The organism is Arthrobacter sp. NPDC093125 (assembly GCF_044754225.1).
GTDB lineage: Bacteria > Actinomycetota > Actinomycetes > Actinomycetales > Micrococcaceae > Arthrobacter.
In genome coordinates, this window is sequence record NZ_JBIVOQ010000001.1 from 371,150 (window position 1) to 387,139 (window position 15,990).

The 15,990-nt window shown below is 64.5% G+C and carries 17 protein-coding genes; 8 read left to right on the plus strand and 9 right to left on the minus strand.

Annotation, left to right across the window (positions count from 1 at the left end; genetic code table 11):
* Positions 1 to 195 precede the first annotated feature (195 nt).
* The 5 genes from ACIP9X_RS01710 to ACIP9X_RS01730 all read right to left on the minus strand — a co-directional run bounded on the left by ACIP9X_RS01710 (position 196) and on the right by ACIP9X_RS01730 (position 5,292).
* Positions 196 to 549, minus strand: coding sequence for a GNAT family N-acetyltransferase (locus ACIP9X_RS01710; protein ID WP_400477984.1), 354 nt, complete (start codon positions 547 to 549; stop codon positions 196 to 198).
* The gene (locus tag ACIP9X_RS01715; protein ID WP_400477985.1) at positions 546 to 1,862 is read right to left on the minus strand and encodes an acyltransferase; all 1,317 of its coding nucleotides are present in this window, start codon (positions 1,860 to 1,862) and stop codon (positions 546 to 548) included. Before ACIP9X_RS01715 ends, ACIP9X_RS01710 begins: the two co-directional genes overlap by 4 nt.
* 85 nt (positions 1,863 to 1,947) lie before the next feature.
* Positions 1,948 to 2,823, minus strand: a complete 876-nt coding sequence (locus ACIP9X_RS01720; protein WP_400477986.1) for a class II fructose-bisphosphate aldolase — start codon at positions 2,821 to 2,823, stop codon at positions 1,948 to 1,950.
* Positions 2,823 to 3,725 carry an NAD(P)-dependent oxidoreductase gene (locus ACIP9X_RS01725; RefSeq protein WP_400477987.1) on the minus strand — a complete coding sequence of 301 codons (903 nt, stop codon included), beginning with the start codon at positions 3,723 to 3,725 and terminating at the stop codon, positions 2,823 to 2,825. The genes ACIP9X_RS01720 and ACIP9X_RS01725 overlap by 1 nt, the downstream gene beginning before the upstream one ends.
* An 85-nt stretch (positions 3,726 to 3,810) precedes the next feature.
* Positions 3,811 to 5,292: a four-carbon acid sugar kinase family protein gene (locus ACIP9X_RS01730; RefSeq protein ID WP_400477988.1), complete on the minus strand. Its 1,482-nt coding sequence runs from the start codon at positions 5,290 to 5,292 to the stop codon at positions 3,811 to 3,813.
* Positions 5,293 to 5,437: 145 nt separating this feature from the next.
* Here ACIP9X_RS01730 and ACIP9X_RS01735 point away from each other — a divergent pair, with 145 nt between their 5' ends.
* Together ACIP9X_RS01735 and ACIP9X_RS01740 are read left to right on the plus strand one after the other, a co-directional pair.
* Positions 5,438 to 6,154, plus strand: a complete 717-nt coding sequence (locus ACIP9X_RS01735; RefSeq protein ID WP_400477989.1) for a FadR/GntR family transcriptional regulator — start codon at positions 5,438 to 5,440, stop codon at positions 6,152 to 6,154.
* Positions 6,155 to 6,229: 75 nt separating this feature from the next.
* The gene (locus ACIP9X_RS01740) at positions 6,230 to 6,439 is read left to right on the plus strand and encodes a dodecin (protein WP_400477990.1); all 210 of its coding nucleotides are present in this window, start codon (positions 6,230 to 6,232) and stop codon (positions 6,437 to 6,439) included.
* Between the two features lie 35 nt (positions 6,440 to 6,474).
* Here the strand turns inward: ACIP9X_RS01740 and ACIP9X_RS01745 are convergent, their stop codons facing one another.
* Together ACIP9X_RS01745 and ACIP9X_RS01750 are read right to left on the minus strand one after the other, a co-directional pair.
* Complete coding sequence (locus ACIP9X_RS01745) at positions 6,475 to 6,822, minus strand: hypothetical protein (protein WP_400477991.1); 348 nt, start codon at positions 6,820 to 6,822, stop codon at positions 6,475 to 6,477.
* Positions 6,819 to 7,013: a hypothetical protein gene (locus ACIP9X_RS01750; protein ID WP_400477992.1), complete on the minus strand. Its 195-nt coding sequence runs from the start codon at positions 7,011 to 7,013 to the stop codon at positions 6,819 to 6,821. Before ACIP9X_RS01750 ends, ACIP9X_RS01745 begins: the two co-directional genes overlap by 4 nt.
* Positions 7,014 to 7,246: 233 nt before the next feature.
* On the opposite strand from ACIP9X_RS01750, the gene ACIP9X_RS01755 reads away from it, so the two are divergent.
* A complete protein-coding gene (locus ACIP9X_RS01755; RefSeq protein ID WP_400477993.1) occupies positions 7,247 to 8,077 on the plus strand; it encodes an aldo/keto reductase in 831 nt (276 codons plus the stop codon).
* On the opposite strand, the gene ACIP9X_RS01760 is transcribed toward ACIP9X_RS01755, so the two are convergent.
* The gene (locus tag ACIP9X_RS01760) at positions 8,074 to 8,283 is read right to left on the minus strand and encodes a hypothetical protein (protein ID WP_400477994.1); all 210 of its coding nucleotides are present in this window, start codon (positions 8,281 to 8,283) and stop codon (positions 8,074 to 8,076) included. The two genes, ACIP9X_RS01755 and ACIP9X_RS01760, sit on opposite strands and share 4 nt — an antisense overlap.
* Positions 8,284 to 8,678: 395 nt before the next feature.
* Between ACIP9X_RS01760 and ACIP9X_RS01765 the strand changes: the two genes are divergently transcribed.
* The 3 genes from ACIP9X_RS01765 to ACIP9X_RS01775 all read left to right on the plus strand — a co-directional run bounded on the left by ACIP9X_RS01765 (position 8,679) and on the right by ACIP9X_RS01775 (position 10,475).
* Positions 8,679 to 9,509: an aldo/keto reductase gene (locus tag ACIP9X_RS01765; protein ID WP_400477995.1), complete on the plus strand. Its 831-nt coding sequence runs from the start codon at positions 8,679 to 8,681 to the stop codon at positions 9,507 to 9,509.
* Between the two features lie 144 nt (positions 9,510 to 9,653).
* Positions 9,654 to 9,917, plus strand: coding sequence for a GlsB/YeaQ/YmgE family stress response membrane protein (locus tag ACIP9X_RS01770; RefSeq protein WP_400477996.1), 264 nt, complete (start codon positions 9,654 to 9,656; stop codon positions 9,915 to 9,917).
* A gap of 117 nt (positions 9,918 to 10,034) precedes the next feature.
* Complete coding sequence (locus tag ACIP9X_RS01775) at positions 10,035 to 10,475, plus strand: hypothetical protein (protein WP_400477997.1); 441 nt, start codon at positions 10,035 to 10,037, stop codon at positions 10,473 to 10,475.
* A 292-nt stretch (positions 10,476 to 10,767) separates the two neighbouring features.
* On the opposite strand, the gene ACIP9X_RS01780 is transcribed toward ACIP9X_RS01775, so the two are convergent.
* Positions 10,768 to 11,604, minus strand: a complete 837-nt coding sequence (locus tag ACIP9X_RS01780) for a putative protein N(5)-glutamine methyltransferase (protein ID WP_400477998.1) — start codon at positions 11,602 to 11,604, stop codon at positions 10,768 to 10,770.
* 195 nt (positions 11,605 to 11,799) lie between these two features.
* Between ACIP9X_RS01780 and ACIP9X_RS01785 the strand changes: the two genes are divergently transcribed.
* Together ACIP9X_RS01785 and ACIP9X_RS01790 are read left to right on the plus strand one after the other, a co-directional pair.
* Positions 11,800 to 12,837 (plus strand): lactonase family protein, encoded by a 1,038-nt coding sequence (locus tag ACIP9X_RS01785; RefSeq protein ID WP_400477999.1) that lies wholly within the window; start codon positions 11,800 to 11,802, stop codon positions 12,835 to 12,837.
* A gap of 244 nt (positions 12,838 to 13,081) precedes the next feature.
* The gene (locus ACIP9X_RS01790; protein WP_400478000.1) at positions 13,082 to 15,973 is read left to right on the plus strand and encodes an alpha-amylase family glycosyl hydrolase; all 2,892 of its coding nucleotides are present in this window, start codon (positions 13,082 to 13,084) and stop codon (positions 15,971 to 15,973) included.
* Positions 15,974 to 15,990 lie beyond the last annotated feature (17 nt).

The following is a 15,990-nucleotide window of genomic DNA, read 5'->3' on the forward strand; positions in this document are numbered from 1 at the left end:
AGGTTGAACAGTACGGGGAAATTCGCCTGGGTGAGGCAGCTACCGGCTTCAAGGGTGACGCGTCCGGATCCAGATCAACCCGCACGCGGACACGCAGTTTGTGATTCACAGCATTCTCCAGAAGAAAGTCCGCGAGCCAACTGCATAGCCCGAGTCCGATCGTACGGAAATGTCGGAGGGCTCACAAGTCCGCGTTCAGGTTCCCAGGAGCGTCGGTGCTGCCTCCTCGGGCCAGTCGATGCACTGGTTGTACACATCGTGTTTTCGGAGGTACCGCGCCGTGAACGGGCAGTGCGGAATGATCCGCTTGCCCGCGGCGACAACATCATCCAGCGCGAAATGCACCAGCACGTTGGCGAGGCCCTGGCCCTGGAACCCTTCCGCCGTCTCGGTGTGAATGAAGTCAACATGACCAGGCTTGTCAATGAACCGGATATGCACCGCAAGCTTTCCCCCAACGTGCAGCTCGTAGCGGTGGAGTTTATCGTTCCGGAAGGTGGTGACATCCGGGGTGAAGTGGTCCTCGGTGGATACCGTGTTCTCCGTCATGGTTCGACATTGGCACTTAAAGACTTTGCTGGCAATGCTTCCTTTGTCCGGGCGGGGACGCGGCCCAGCAGCAGGACCGCCAGTGCGAAGCAGGCGGCACCGCCGCCCAGCAGGGGCAGCGTGAGGCCGTTGACCGCAGCGTCCACCACGGGGATGAAGACGACGACGGCGGCCGTCACCACTGCGGCGGGTGGCCGGCCGCGGGAGTGGACTGCCGCCGTCGGCCGTTCCTCCAGCCGCCCGAGCAGGGCGATGACGGGCAGGAGGAGGGCTATGACGGCGAGGATCACCAGCGGCCGGGACCACCACCAGGCGGCGGTGGCTGAGGCGGGCTTGGGAAAGTCCGTGAGCAGCAGCAGGCCGGTCATGGCGGCAAGCAGGGGCAAGTGCCAGAGGTAAATCGTCATGGCCCGGCGTCCCACAAGCGCCACTGTCGACTGGACCCAGGCGACTGAGGCGACCCGGTCGAGCGATGGGCGGAACAGCTGAAGCGCTGCGGCCTGCGAAACGCCCAGCAGCAACAGGCAGAAGTTGGGCGGATTGAGGTTGACCAGCATGTTGTCCCGGTAAAGGCGCAGGCCGGTGACGATGAGCAGCAAAAGATTACTGGCCGCGATCAGCCCCACCAGCCACGAGATGCTCCGCCGGGCGAAAAAACCGTCGGCCACGAAGAATCCGAGCTGCTGCACCGCGCACCACAGGAAGAGCATGTTGACGTAGGCCAGCAGCGGCATCGCACCGCGCAGACAGTCGACGGCCACCACCAGCGCTGCAAGCGCGCCGAGCGTGATCCACGGCGCGCGCCGGTGGAGCCGGGCCAGCAGCGGGATGTTCAGCTGCGCGGCAAGGTAGGCTGCCAGGAACCAGAGCGGCATGCCGGCGCCGCTGGCCATCAGCCCCACCACCTGCGGGTCGACTCCAAGGAGCAAGGCACCCGACAGCCCGACGAACATCACCGCGAGCAGCGCCGAAGCGGGCCGGATGAGTCGAAGGAGCCGCGCCTGGGCGAATTGGTATCCGGTGCCTCCCCGGGCCTGCATGCGGCGCCATGCCTGCAGCCCGGTGACCCCGCCCACAACGAAGAACAGCGGCATCACCATGAAAATCCAGATGACCGGTTCGAACCAGTCCTGCTCCGCCAGGGTGTTTTCCGTGGTCACCGTGCCGTCGGGGTGGAGCACAGGACTCGCCATCATCGAGTGCCCGACCACCACCAGTGCAAGACAGATGAAACGTGCCAGGTCTATGGTCAGGTCACGTTCCGGTCCTGGCGGGCCGTCCCCCGGCCCTGGCCGCTGCGGTGAACCCTCCATGGCGCCCCTTACCAACACTAAAGTCGCTGCTACGTCCATTTTGCGCCATGAAGGCTCGCAAGTGGACCAGCTCCAGCGGTAAGCGTTAGCGCGTCAGCATCGCCAGCGCCGAAGCAGCGAAATCCTTGGCGGAATCGTTCCAGCGGGCCAGCAGGCCCTGGAGGTTCTCGCCGTCCGCGCGGTGCGCGGCAGTCTCCGTCTCCAGCGTGGACAGGACTCCAGTGCGCAGCTCGGTGTTGAAGTTGACCTTGCCCACGTTCATGGCCGGGGCCTTGACCAGTTCCTCCCCCGGGATGCCGGACGCCCCGTGGAGCACCAGCGGAATGTGGGTGCGCACGGCGATATCCTGCAGCACTTCCCACCGCAGTTCGGGCTTGCCCTTGTACTTGCCGTGGACGTTGCCCACCGCGACCGCCAACAGCTGCGCCCCGGTCTGCGCCACGAAGTCTTCCACCTGTGCGGAATCGGTGAGGCCGATGGAGTCGTTTCCGGCGGCGTCCCCTTCTGCGCCTTCGCCGAAGGCGCGGTCCTCGTCACCGGCGAGCCCGCCGAGCTCCGCTTCAAGGACGACGTCGGCCCTCCCCCGGGCGGTCAGCTCTGCGCGCACCTGGCGGACCAGCGCGATGTTGTCTTCGTAGGGCAACGAGGATCCGTCTGCCAGGACTGAGTCGGCGCCGGCCGCGACGGCAGCCAGGATGACGTCAAGGTCCGAGGCATGGTCCAGCTGCACGGACACTGGTACGGCGGCTGCATCGGCCAGGCCCCTCAGTGCGGTGATCAGCCTCAATCCGTTGGGTGTCGCTGCGGTCTTTGGGGCCACGAGCAGGATGACGCCGCGGCCTGACTCCTCTGCCGCGCTGACCACTGCCATGGCCGTGGTGAAGTCGTAGCAGGTGAAGGCCGGTACGGCCGAACCCTGCTGGAGGGCAGAAGCGACGATTTCATCGAGCCGTGCGCGCATCAGAGCGCCGTCCGCTTCGTCGGCGCCACGACCTTGATGACGGCGGAATCGTCGGCGGCGGCGAGGCCGTGGGCCTGGCCGAGCAGGTAAAGCTGCTCGGCCGCGGCGGCAACAGGGGTTGCCAGGCCGGCGGAGCGGGTGGCCTTGCCCACGATGCCCATGTCCTTGACGAAGATGTCCAGGCGGCTGAGTACCTCGGCCCCCTCCTCGGAGTAGGCCTCCAGGATGCGCGGGCCGCGGTTGGACAACATGAAGGACCCGGCGGCGCCGGCCTCAAGTGCGGCGAGGGTCTTCGCCTGGTCCAGGCCCAGGGCATCGGCGAGCGCCATGGCCTCGGCAGCGGCAGCGATGTGGATGCCGCACAGCAGCTGGTTCACGGTCTTCAGCGCCTGACCATCCCCCGGCTTGTCCCCCACGACGGTCAGGGTGGAAGCGAGCAGCTCGAGGACAGGGCGGGCGGTTTCAAGGGCGGCCGGCTCGGCACCGACCACGATCAGCAGGTCGCCGTCGCCGGCGCGCTTCGGGCCGCCGGAGAGCGGCGCGTCAATAAGGGAAACCCCCGACTCCGCCAACCGCGCGACGGTGGCCGGGATCGCTTCCGTGCCCACGGTACTCGTGAGGATGACCACGGCGCCCTGCTTGAGGACGGCCGCCACACCGTTTTCGCCAAAGAGGACGTCGTTGAGCTGTTCGGTGTTCCGGACCGCCAGCAGCAGGGCGTCCGCGCCTTCGGTGGCCTCCCGCGCCGAAGCAAAGGTGCGGATCCCGGCGTCTTCAGCCAGGCGCAGGCGGGGTTCGGCAATGTCGAAGCCGTGGACGGTGAGCTGGGTGGCCAGGCGCGTGGCCATCGGCAGGCCCATGGCGCCGAGGCCAAGGACGGTGACGGTGTAGTTCGAAGGCATGATGTTCTCCATTGAATTTGGCGTTGTGCGTGTTCCGCTGATTGGGCCAGTCGAAGGCACGGTTCAAACCAGCGTTTCCGGGGAATTAGAAGGTGTTGCTGAGCTTGCGCGTGACCTGGGCCAGGGACTGGTCGTCGCCAACGTTGCCGGCGAAAACGATGTACGGGATGCCCTTGGCTGGCCCGTCCACCGGTTCCCAAAGGCTGACAATGCCCGGAAGCATGGGCCCACGGACGATCGCGTGCCGGATTTCAAGGCCGTGGGCGGCTACGTCCGAGGACGTGATTCCGCCCTTGGCAATGACGAACCGGGGCGGGAAGGTCTTCAGCGTGCGATTCACCACGGCCACGACGGCGGCGGACACGGTGCGGGCGATCCGGAGGCTTTCGGCGGGGTCATCCGTCTTGATAAGCAGTCGGCTCGTGTGCACGATGACGTCACCGCTGCGAAGTGCTTCGACCACGGCGTCCACCGTCTGGTCAAGATGGTTGTCCGCGTCGTCCCCAAGCAGTTTTTCGACGTCGATCTCCACAATGCTGGCAGAGCTGTGCTGATCCGTCAGCACTTTCAGCTGCCGTGTGGTGACGCCGACGTGCGAGCCGACCACGATCAAGCCGCCGGCCTCCGACGGAGTATTGCCGGCATACGCTTCCTCGCCGCTGAGCTCGCGGCGGATGTCCTGGCCGATGCGGGCTCGCATGAAGGGCGGGCCAACGCGGTAGAGGAGCTTCTTGCCGCGGCGTTCCGCTTCCTCGAGCCCAAGGGCCAGGGCCCGCATGTCGTTCTCTGTCACGATGTCCACCACGATCGGGGTGGACGCTGTGGCGGAGTCGATCGCATCGGCGATGGCCTTCGCGGAAACCTGCGCGTCACCGGTTGCGGCGCCGGCACGGATGATGTTGAGGTCCAGCACAATCACCGAGTCTGCGGCGTACCGGCCCTGCGATTTCTCCTCGACGTACCTGGCCATCTCGGAGTTGGTGAACCCGAACGTTGCGTCCTTGGCGAATTCGGTCTCGGCAACAGGAATGAGCTGGTCCGCGTCGTCGCCGGTGCCGCGCATGTAGTGGACACCGCCGATGGTGACCCGCCCGGCGTCCGGGAAGGCTGGAACCATGACCACGCCGTCGGTCGCCTCGCCGCTCCCGGCGGCGACGCTGGCGGCAATGACGTCCGGTTCGAGCGGGAAATGGCCCCTCAGCGTCGAGTCACTGCGGCTGACGAAGCCCAGGCGGAGAGTCTCCTCGCCCTTCTGGGCAGCGGCCAGCGCGTTCCGCACGATTTCCTCGTTCCGGGCTGCCGCTTCTTCGGGGTCCAGGCTGCGGGTGTTGGTGAGGACGTACACCGCAGGCTTGCCCTGATGCAGAGCCCACGTGAAGTCCTCGACTTCCCACCGGGTGAGCACGGGCAGATCAGAAACTGACTGCGTCCCGGTGGGGTCGTCGTCGAGGACCACCAGGACGCGCGGGGAAGTAGCGGCTGAAGCGGCGACCGCGTCGGCCACCTGCTGCGCCGGGATCTCGAGCTCCGCGGGGAAGGCGGCCAGGATGTCTGCTTCAAGGGGCACTGTGCACTCCGTTGTGTCGAAACGATATTCGGATATTTCTAGATCAGATGTCAGACATCTGTCGTTTGATGCTAGTGTGGCATAAGGCACAGCCCTACGCAAGTAGACTTGTCAGACATATCAGAAAGAACGCTGGGCGGAGAAGATGGCACGGAAATCACTGGTCGGCGTCGTCGCGGACGAACTCCTGGACCGCATCATTGCCGGCGAATTCCCGCCAGGCGCCAGCGTACCCGGCGAGCTGGAGCTCAGCGCCCGGCACGAGGTAAGCCGGATGACCGTCCGCGAGGCCATGAAGACACTCGAGGCACAGCGGATCCTCAGCGTGGAGCGGGGCCGGGGCACGTTCGTGAACCCGCTGAACCGCTGGTCGTCGTTGGAGGCTGTGCTCCGGGCAGCGTCCGAGGGGCAGAATGGTCCGGCGGCGGCCGTCCAGCTGATCGAGCTGCGCAGGATGCTGGAAACCGGCGCCTGTGAACTTGCGGCGCAGCGCATCACGGATGCCGAGCTCAAGGAAGTGCATGCCCGCGTGCAGGACATGCGGGAAGCCCATGAGGCGAACGACCTGGCCGGTTTCGTGGCGGCCGACCTTGCCTTCCACGATCTCATCCTGCAGGCCTCGGAGAATGTGTTTGTCGCAGTCCTGTTCGAGCCCCTCCACCGGGTGCTTGAGAAGCGCCGGACGGAAACGTCCCAGGTACCCCAGATCCAGGAACACGCGATCGGCCACCACCAGAACATTGCCGATGCCTTGGCGGCCCGGGATCCCCAGCGCGCACGGAATGCCATGGACTCCCACATGCAGCAGACCCTTGATGACCTCAGAAGCTACGTACTGGAAGCCGGGTCGGCGAACACCTAGTCCCAGCCCGCTCCTTCCGATACTCTGCAGGAACGGCCCGCAGCCGGGTATCGACGACGATCACGAGGAGCGAAGTTGCCTAACCACACGTACAGCATTTCCGAAATTGTCGGCACCTCAACCGAAGGCGTGGACGCTGCTGTCCGCAACGGCGTAGCTGAGGCGGCCAAAACGCTCCGGAACCTGGACTGGTTCGAGGTCAAGGAAATCCGCGGCCACCTCGAGGACGGCCAGATCGCTGACTGGCAGGTCACCATCAAGCTCGGCTTCCGGCTGGAGCGCTGACGGCGCTCCAGCCTCTGTTTTTAATGCGCCTGCTCTTATCCGCATAAGCCTGCCGGAGCAGCCTTTGTTTCCTCGGTCAGGTCGCTGGTCCACACGTGAATCGGGTCGCCGCTGCAGAGCAGACGGCGGCCCCGGCCTGCGAAGTCAACCCAGATAATCTTCTGGTGCTGGGAGACATCGTCCACGTGCCCGGCCTCGAAGCCGTAACCCGCACTCTCCACCCATACCGCTTCGCCCGGAGCCAGCTCCGCCCATTGGTCCGGGGCCAGGCGGGTGACAGCCGAGGCGGGACGCGGTACTGCCCGGGCCTTCCGCTGTTGCAGCTCGGGCTGCTGGAGCTGCAGCCCCGGCTGCCGGACCTGCAGCTCCGCCTGCCGGCTCATGAATCCTTGGCCGCGGACAACCGCCGCCACATGGTGGGTTCGCCTTGGTAGGAGGGCAGGACTTGGCCCTCGAAGAATGTGTGGGCTTCCTGCGGCGCCCCCTCCGGAATCCACAAACCGGAGGCCGGGCAATGCGTTCCGGTTGAAGCCAGCGCTGCCTGGCGCGCCTTGAGCAGTGCGATGCGTTTCATCGTTGAATGCCATCCTTGGTGATTGTGCTTGGTGTTCTCCTCCAAGGCTAGGAAGGCCGACGCGCAAGCCCAATGGGCGTATGGCCAGAATCGCGCCCGCGGCATGGGCAGCAGCACAGTGGCGCCGCGCCTCACTCGAAAGTGAACCAGGGGCGAAAAGCAGCACGACGGGCCGCAGAATGCATAGGCTCTAGCCACAGCCTTCAGTATCCAGAACCCCAAGGAGTACCGACATGTCCCAGATTCCACACCTCACGCTGAATAACGGCGTCAGCATCCCGCAGCTGGGTTTCGGCGTCTTCCAGGTGCCGCCGGAGGAAACCCAGAGGATCGTCGAGGACGCACTCGAGGCCGGCTACCGGCACATCGACACCGCCGCGGCCTACCGCAATGAGGCCGGTGTCGGTGCCGCTATTGCCGCCTCCGGAATCCCGCGCGAAGAACTGTTCGTCACCACGAAGCTCCGGAACGGCGAGCAAGGGAGCGCTCACGAGGCTTTCCAGAACAGCCTGAAGGCACTGGGTCTCGACTACGTTGACCTCTACCTCATCCACTGGCCGGTGCCTGCACAGGGCCTGTACACCGAGGCGTGGCAGGTCTTGGAGAAGATCTATGGCAACAAGGAAGCACGGGCCATCGGCGTATCCAACTTCCTGGAAGGCCACCTGGACAGCGTGCTCGCGGCTGGCGACGTTGTGCCCGCCGTGAACCAGATCGAGGTCCACCCGACCTTCCAGCAGACCGCACTGGCTGAAAAGAGCCGCTCACTCGGCATCGCCGTCGAGGCCTACAGCCCGCTCGGGCAGGGAGCGGACCTCCAGGCCAGCACGGTTACTGCCCTGGCTGAGGAGCGGAACGCCACTCCTGCCCAGATCATCCTGGCGTGGCACCTTGCCACAGGTACCATCGCCATTCCCAAGTCATCCACACCGGAACGGATGCAGGAGAACCTCGCGGCCGCGTCCATCACTCTTGATGAGGCCGCGGTCGCGTCGATCAACGCATTGGAAGACGGTTCCCGCGTGGGAGGCGACCCCGCCACCGCGGCACACAGCCAGCTCTAGCGTTCCGGCGGGCGCTGCGGATCCTCCAGGGCAGGCTCATCGGGTTCTCCGTTTGGCAGGGTGGGCGGCCCCGGTGAGCCCTGCGGTGGAATCGGCGGCTCCTCCGACGGCGGATCCTGTTCCGGGTCAAAGGGGAACCCCTGCGGCGTGTTTTCCTGAGGATCCCCGGGGGAATCCTGCCTGGAATCGTCGGAAGCTTGGCTCATGGTGAGGATCCTTTGCGTCTGGGAATGCCTGCCTGCGGGATGGCGTCGTTCCGGCGCCGCCGCTGGCTGGCCACACCCAAGGGATACCAGCGCTCTGGCGCTTAGTCCATACTGCCGCGGCACACGTGCGTCTAAAAGGAGGGAGTTTACGGTCCATGTAAGAGTTGCTTACCAAGGCCCCTGCGCACCACAACTGACCTGCAGGCCGTTTTCCTCAACTCGTTTTTGCCGGCCAACGGCAGTCGCCAGGCAAGCGCTCTTGCAGAGACCTCCGGTGCCAGAACCACAAGAGGATCCACAGAACGCCCCCGCCCTCAGGCTCCCCCAAGGCACAAACAGGCATAATTGACCCGTCGGCTCTGTGCAAATAGAAGTTGATGGGAAAGACTTTTGGAATGGTACTCTCACCGCTGATCGAGCTGAATGATGGTAACCGGATTCCACAGATCGGTCTTGGCACTTGGCCGCTGGACGACCGCCAGGTGGCAGACGCCGTCGTCCATGCAGTAGAAGCCGGCTATCGGCACATCGATACCGCGGTGAAATACGGAAACGAGGCGGGAGTTGGCGAAGGGTTCCGCAGGAGCGGAATCGACCGTGAAGAGTTTTTCGTCACCACCAAGCTGGACGGCGAATTCCAGGGCGGGGACAGGGCCGCCGCCGGCCTCGAAGGTTCGCTGAGAAGACTGCAGCTGGAGTACGTGGACCTGCTGCTGATCCATTGGCCGCTGCCCCGCAGAGGCGAATTCATCTCCACTTGGGAGACGTTTGAGCGGTTGCAGGCTGACGGCAAGGCCCGCTCGATCGGCGTTTCGAACTTTAAACCCTCACACCTTGAGCAGCTCATGCGGGCAACGGACGTGACTCCCGCCGTCAACCAGATCCAGCTCAACCCCTCGATCACCCGCACGGCTGACTGCGCCTACAACGAGCACCACGGCATCGTCACGGAATCGTACAGCCCCCTGGGGGCAGGCTCGGGCCTGCTCTCCGCGCCAGTGGTGGGCCGGATCGCGAAGAAACACGGGAAAACGGAAGGTCAGGTGGTGCTGCGCTGGCACGTTCAACAAAGTCTGGTAACCATCCCCAAGTCCGCCGATCCTCAAAGACTTAAGGAAAATATCGACGTCTTTGGGTTCGCCTTGGACGCGGAGGACCTAATCGCGCTAGAGACGCTGGATGAAGGGCCTGAGGCCGGAGTTAACTCAGATGTTCAAGGCCACTGATGCTCCCTCCAAAAGCGCTCTGAAAGTCAGTTTTCTTCGGATACCGACTGGCAGAAAAATAGTAAGCATGTTTAGTATTAGGGAGAAGGGCGAAGCGTACCCGGCACACCGGGTGCCTCCTTTATAAGGAAGAGGACGATAAAAATGGGTTTTCTCGCATTTCTGATTCTGGGCCTAATTGCCGGAGCCATCGCTAAAGCGATCCTCCCCGGCCGGCAGGGCGGCGGTCTTTTGATGACGCTGGTGCTTGGCGTCGTTGGAGCTCTCCTTGGCGGGTGGATCGGCAGCGCACTCTTCGGAGTGGGAATCAACGAATTCTTCTCACTGTCCACTTGGCTGCTGGCCATCGGCGGGGCGATCATCGTCCTGCTGATCTACGGCATGGTCACCCGTCGCAGCGTCCGCTAGTCGGAGCGCGGCCCGAAAGCGGCCCCGGGACATTTCCCGGGGCTGTTTTCATAGCTGACGCCCCTGCCGGCTCAGCTTCCACATCGTACATATCCCTCTAAAGAGCAGGAGTTCATCATGAAATCCAAACTTCTCTTCGGCGCCGGAATTGCCGCAGGCTACGTCCTCGGATCGAGGTCCGGCCGGGCAGCGTACGACAAGCTCAAAGCCCGTGCCACGAGCATCTGGGACAGCAAGCCCGTCCAGGACAAAGTCACGGCGGCCACTGAAGTCGTCAAGGAAAAGGCACCGGAGGTGGGCGACCAGCTTTCCGAAGCGGCCCGCCGCGCAGGAACCGTCCTGGGTTCGGCGATGCACCGCGACTCGTCCAAGTCAGGCACCCCGGGAAGCACCTCCGGCAGTAGATTGCCCGACGGCGATGCTGCCGAGAGCGAGCATATCCCCGCACACAGCACGCACCCCGAGACGGTGAATCTTGGGACTTCGGATGTTCCCTCCGACGATGCCGGAACCGCTAATGCTGGCCCCGAAGCACATGTCGGAGACAAGAAGCTTTAACAGTCCTGTCCATTCCCGGGCCCCGTCCCGGTCGGGAACTCCGGTGCCCGTTTTTGGCACCCGCTTAATTGTCAGTCCCATGTGACAGGGTTTTCCCATGGAAGCCAATGGGGGACGCGGTACAGGTGAGCGGGGCAGGGCGCAACGCCCGCCCCGCTCACCTTCACTGCAAAGGGACCCTGATTCAGGAGTTTCTGCTCCTGGCCAATACTCCAGCACCGCCGTTGAGGACACTGCTTCGTCCGACGGCGGTGCTTGCGTTGATCTGCGGCGTTGCATCCGGCAGGACTGCCTACGGCCGAAGGCCCACCACCACCGTGGCGTCGAGCTCCTCGGACTGCACGATGCGGGGTGCCAGCCCCCCTCTGACCATGGCCGCTGCGGTCCCCCGGGCCTGACGCCGGCTCGTCTCGATGAGCAAATGTCCGCCCCGGCGAAGCCATGAGCGGGCCTGCCCGGCTACTCTTCGCTGGATGTGGAGCCCGTCGGGTCCGCCGTCCAGGGAAACCCGGGGTTCGTGGACTCGGGCTTCGGAGGGCATGCAGCCGATGGACTGGGTGGGAACGTAGGGCGCGTTGACAGCCAGGATGTCCATGCGTCCCCTGAGCTGGGCAGGCAGGGCCGAGTAAAGATCCCCTTCATGAACGTTGCCGCCGACGGGAAGAACATTGCGGCGGGCACACCGCACAGCAGCAGGGTCTATATCGGAGGCATGCAGCTCCATGCCGGGCACAAGCTGTGCCAGCGCAAGCCCCACCGCACCTGATCCGCAGCACAGGTCCACGACGACCGGAGCGGCAGCAGGTGCACCGGATGCAGTAGATACGGAAGCCTCCGCTGCCGCCAACGGCGCCCCCAGGATCCGAGCGGCCTCACGGACCAGCAACTCCGTGCGGCGCCTGGGAACGAAGACCCCGGGCTCCACAGCAACCCGCAGGCCGCAGAACTCGGCCCAGCCCAAAATGTGCTCCAAGGGAAAACCTGCACTGCGCCGCTCAACGGCAACAGCCAGTTGCCCGGCGGTGAACCCGGCGGCGAGCAGGAGCGCCGCTTCCTCTTCCGCATACACACAACCTGCGGTACGAAGCCGGGCAATGATGGCAGAAAAGGGTGGAAAATCAGGTGACATGGGAACATCCCTCGACTGAACGATGGGCATCCCGTGCACCACTAGCCCCGGCGGCCCGGGCGGCGGGCAGGGAAAACCCCGGCTGGCATTGCGATAACGGTTCCCACCTCCCCGACTCTGAAAAGTGCGCATCAGTGCGCGTGAATCTTCATCGTATCCGACCCGAAAAGCAGAAGAGCTTGGCAAGATAGAGCCATGACGCCAAGCGAAAACCACCCGCTCATTTGGACTGGCTCGTACACATCCGACAGCGGCGGACACGGTGCCGGCATAGGAGCCATCTCCGCTGCTTCCGACGGAACCCTCACCTGGCGCGGCACCGCTGTGAAGGCCGATTCGCCGTCGTTCGTTGCCGTCCATCCGTCCCTGCCGCTCGTTTACGCCGTGGGTGAGAGCACTGCCTCGGTACAGGCTTACCGCCGGCGGGGCGAGTTCGGGCTGGAGGCCGTCGGCGAGCCATGGCCCGCGGGGGAAGCCGCCTGTCACGTTGCCGTCGGCCACGAGGGGAGGTTCCTCGTCGTCGCCTGCTGGGGCGACGGTCAGGTGCTGCTTTTCGAACTGGACGACGACGGCGGCATCACCTCGCGCTTTTCAGCGGCGCCTTCGACGGATCCCTATGACGATGGACGGCCAAGCCGTGCCCACGCCAGCCTAATGCTCGCAGACGGCCGGCTGATGACCACGGACCTGGGTCACGACCTGCTGCGCGTCTGGACTTATGGAGCCGGAGCCGGCCTCACGCTGGATCACGAAGTGGTGCTTCCCAAGGACAGTGGTCCCCGGCATTTGGTGCAGCGCGCGGACGGAGCCGTGCTTGTGGTTACGGAATATTCGATCGAGGTGTTCGCGGCGCGGGTTGCTGACGGATCCAGCTCCTTCGAACTCGTCGGCCAGGCGCCGGCGACGGCGGGCGGGGCGAAGGACGGCGACTCAGCCGCGGAGATTGCCCTGTCGTCGGACGGCAAACACGCCTACGTGGGAGTCCGCGGTTCCAACCGCATCTGCGTGCTGGATGTGGACGGTTCGCCCGGAGTGATACGCCCCCTCGTGGATTATTCCAGCGGCGGCGACTGGCCCCGCCATCACCTGGTCCGCAATGGATGGCTGCACGTCGCCCACGAGCGTTCCCATGACGTGACCACCTTCCGGCTCGACCCCGTTTCCGGCATGCCGGGAGAAGTTCAAAGCCGGCTAGTTACGGGTTCCCCTACAGCGCTGGTTGTGGCAAGCTAAGCCAGATCGAGAAGCAACACAAAATTTGTAAACACCATTACAGCAGGGGGCGGGCAGTTGTAATGGCCGATGCCGCGCGCCCAAGCATCTTCCCCGCTCCGCCCACCGCCAGCAGGCGGGACTTTGAGGCCACCATTCCGGGCGGGGGTGTTGACCTTCCCGTGCTCTTCGCCACAAAATACTCGAGGAACTAAATTTAGATTCCATATAAAGCAGCAGCGTCGCTTCGCGGAAGGTCTCATCCATGTTTTCCAACCCTGTCCACAGATACTTCCGCCCACGGGCGAAGAATCCTGATCCGGCCACCAGCGTGCTCGCCCGAACGCTCGCGGCGGCCGCCTCCGCCGTCGTGCTGCTGGCGGGGTCCGGCCTCCCGGCCCAGGCGGCCCCGGATACCCAGGCGACCCCACACACTCAGTGGGCGCCAAGGACGCAGCCGGCGCAGGATGTGCGGGCCGCAACCGAGGCAAAGAACGCCGGGCCGGCAGCCAAGACGCCGTCGCGACTGCAGTCCCTGCGAGCGCCGGTGAGCGACGAGAACTTCTACTTCGTTATGGCCGACAGGTTCAGCAACGGAAGCACCGCGAATGACGACGGCGGCCTGGGAGCCGATCCCAACGAGTCCGGCTTCGACCCCACACGCAAGGGATACTTCAACGGCGGCGACCTGAACGGGCTGCTGAACAAAATCGACTACATCCAGGGCCTGGGCACCACCTCCATCTGGCTGACGCCCAGCTTCAAGAACAAGGCCGTGCAGCCGGAGGACAAATCCGCGGGCTATCACGGCTACTGGGTCACCGACTTCACACAGATCGACCCGCACCTGGGCACCAACGCCGAGCTGAAGAACCTCATTGACGAAGCCCATTCGCGCGGTATGAAGGTGTACTTCGACATCATCACCAACCACACGGCGGACGTGATCGGGTACGAGGAGGGTGCACGGGCCGGCTACGTGTCCAAGGACCAGGTCCCCTACCGCACGGCTTCCGGAAAGGCCTTCGATGACCGGGACTTCGCGGGCGCGGCAAACTTCCCGAAGCTGGACCCACAGACCTCATTCCCTTACAAGCCGGTACTGGAACCCGAGGAAAAATACCTGAAGGTGCCCTCTTGGCTCAACGATTCCACCCTCTATCACAACCGCGGTGACACCACCTTCGCCGGCGAGAACTCGCTCTACGGCGACTTTTTCGGCCTCGATGACCTCTTCACGGAACATCCCGCCGTCGTAAAGGGCATGACCGACGTCTACAAGGCCTGGATCAAGGACTTCAGCATCGACGGCTTCCGGATCGACACCATGAAGCACGTCAATAACGAGTTCTGGCAGAAGTTCGGCCCCGAGGTCCTCGGCTACGCCAAGGAGCAGAGCAAAGATGAGTTCTTCATGTTCGGCGAGGTCTTCGACACGACGAAGAGCTTCACGTCCCAGTTCACCACCCGGAACAAGATGCAGGCGGTGCTGGACTTCCCCTTCCAGGATGCGGCCCGCAACTTCGCGTCCCGCAGCCAGGATGCCCGCCAGCTGGAGACCTTCTTCGCCGGGGACGACTGGTACACCGACGCAGACTCCAACGTCTACCAGCTGCCCACCTTCCTCGGTAACCACGACATGGGCCGCATCGGCAGCTTCATCACCACAGACAACCCGGGCGCCAGCGACGCCGAACGCGTCACCCGCGATGAGCTGGCCCACGAACTCATGTACTTCTCGCGTGGAAATCCCGTGATTTACTACGGCGACGAGCAGGGCTTTACCGGCCCGGGCGGTGACCAGGACGCACGCCAGACGCTGTTCGCCAGCCAGGTGCCTGAGTACCTCGACGACGATCTGCTGGGGACCGACGCCACACACGCCACCGACAACTTCAACACCGGGCACCCGCTCTACGGCAAGATCAGTGAGCTGGCCAAGCTGACCAGGGAGCACCCGGCGCTGCGAACCGGCGCGCACCAGCACCGCTACGCCTCCGATGGCCCGGGCATCTACGCTTTCTCGCGGACCGATGCCAAGGACCAGCGCGAATACGTGGTGGCGCTGAACAACAGCGAGCAGCCTCAGACTGCGGCCATTCCCACCTTCATCACCAAGCGCAACTACAGCCTTGTTTACGGTGACGCTGCCGCTGAGGCCAAGACGTCCGCAGACGGCAAGCTGACGGTGACGGTTCCGCCGCTGTCCGCCATCGTCTACAAGTCCTCGGTCAGGATCCCGCACTCCAAGTCAGTCCCCGCGGTGTCCCTCCAGGCGCCCGCGACGGCGGCCGCCACGGCCACCTCCCCCGGCGACAATGGCCGCATGCAGGTGACGGCCGACGTCGACGGTACCTCCTTCTACCAGGTCACCTTCCAGGTGAAAGCAGCGGGCGGACAATGGGAGTCGATCGGCACGGACGACTCCGCTCCGTACCGGGTCTTTCACGATGTTGCCTCGCTGCGGCCGGGAGCCGCCCTCAAGTACCGCGCAGTCGTGCTCGATAACGGAGGCCACACCGCTACCAGCAGTGTCCGCAGCGCCACCGTCCCGGCACCGGTGCTGGCTATCCAGGAGCCGAAGGAAGGCGCCACCGTCAACGGCAAGGTGAAGGTGGTGGCCACCGCGGATCCGGAAAAGGCCAGCCACGTTGTGAGCTTCGAGCGGCGGATCGCAGAGGGGAAATGGACAGCCATCGGTGCGCCCGATGCATCGTCCCCCGACTACACGCTGGCGGACGACCTCACAGGGACTCCCGAAGGAACCACGGTCAGCTACCGGGCGACGCTGCGAGGTCCCGGGTACACCGCGACCAGCGGCGTGCGGACCGTGACCGTGGGAACCGCGGCCGTGCAGCAGCCGAAGTCTGTAGCCGTCGCAGGTGACCTGAACAGTGAGATGGGATGCCCTGGGGACTGGCAGCCGGCCTGTGAGTCCGCGTTCATGGCGCTGGATCCTGCGGACAACATCTGGAAGCTGACAGCCGAGCTGCCCGCAGGCAAGTACGAGTTCAAGGCCGCCATCAACGGGTCTTGGGATGAGAACTACGGCCAGGGCGGAGCCCCTGGTGGCGCGAACATCGTCCTGGACCACGACGGCATTGGTCCGGTCACTTTCCGCTACGACCACGGCACGCACCTGATAACAGCAGGCTAAGACCGAATCCTGACGGC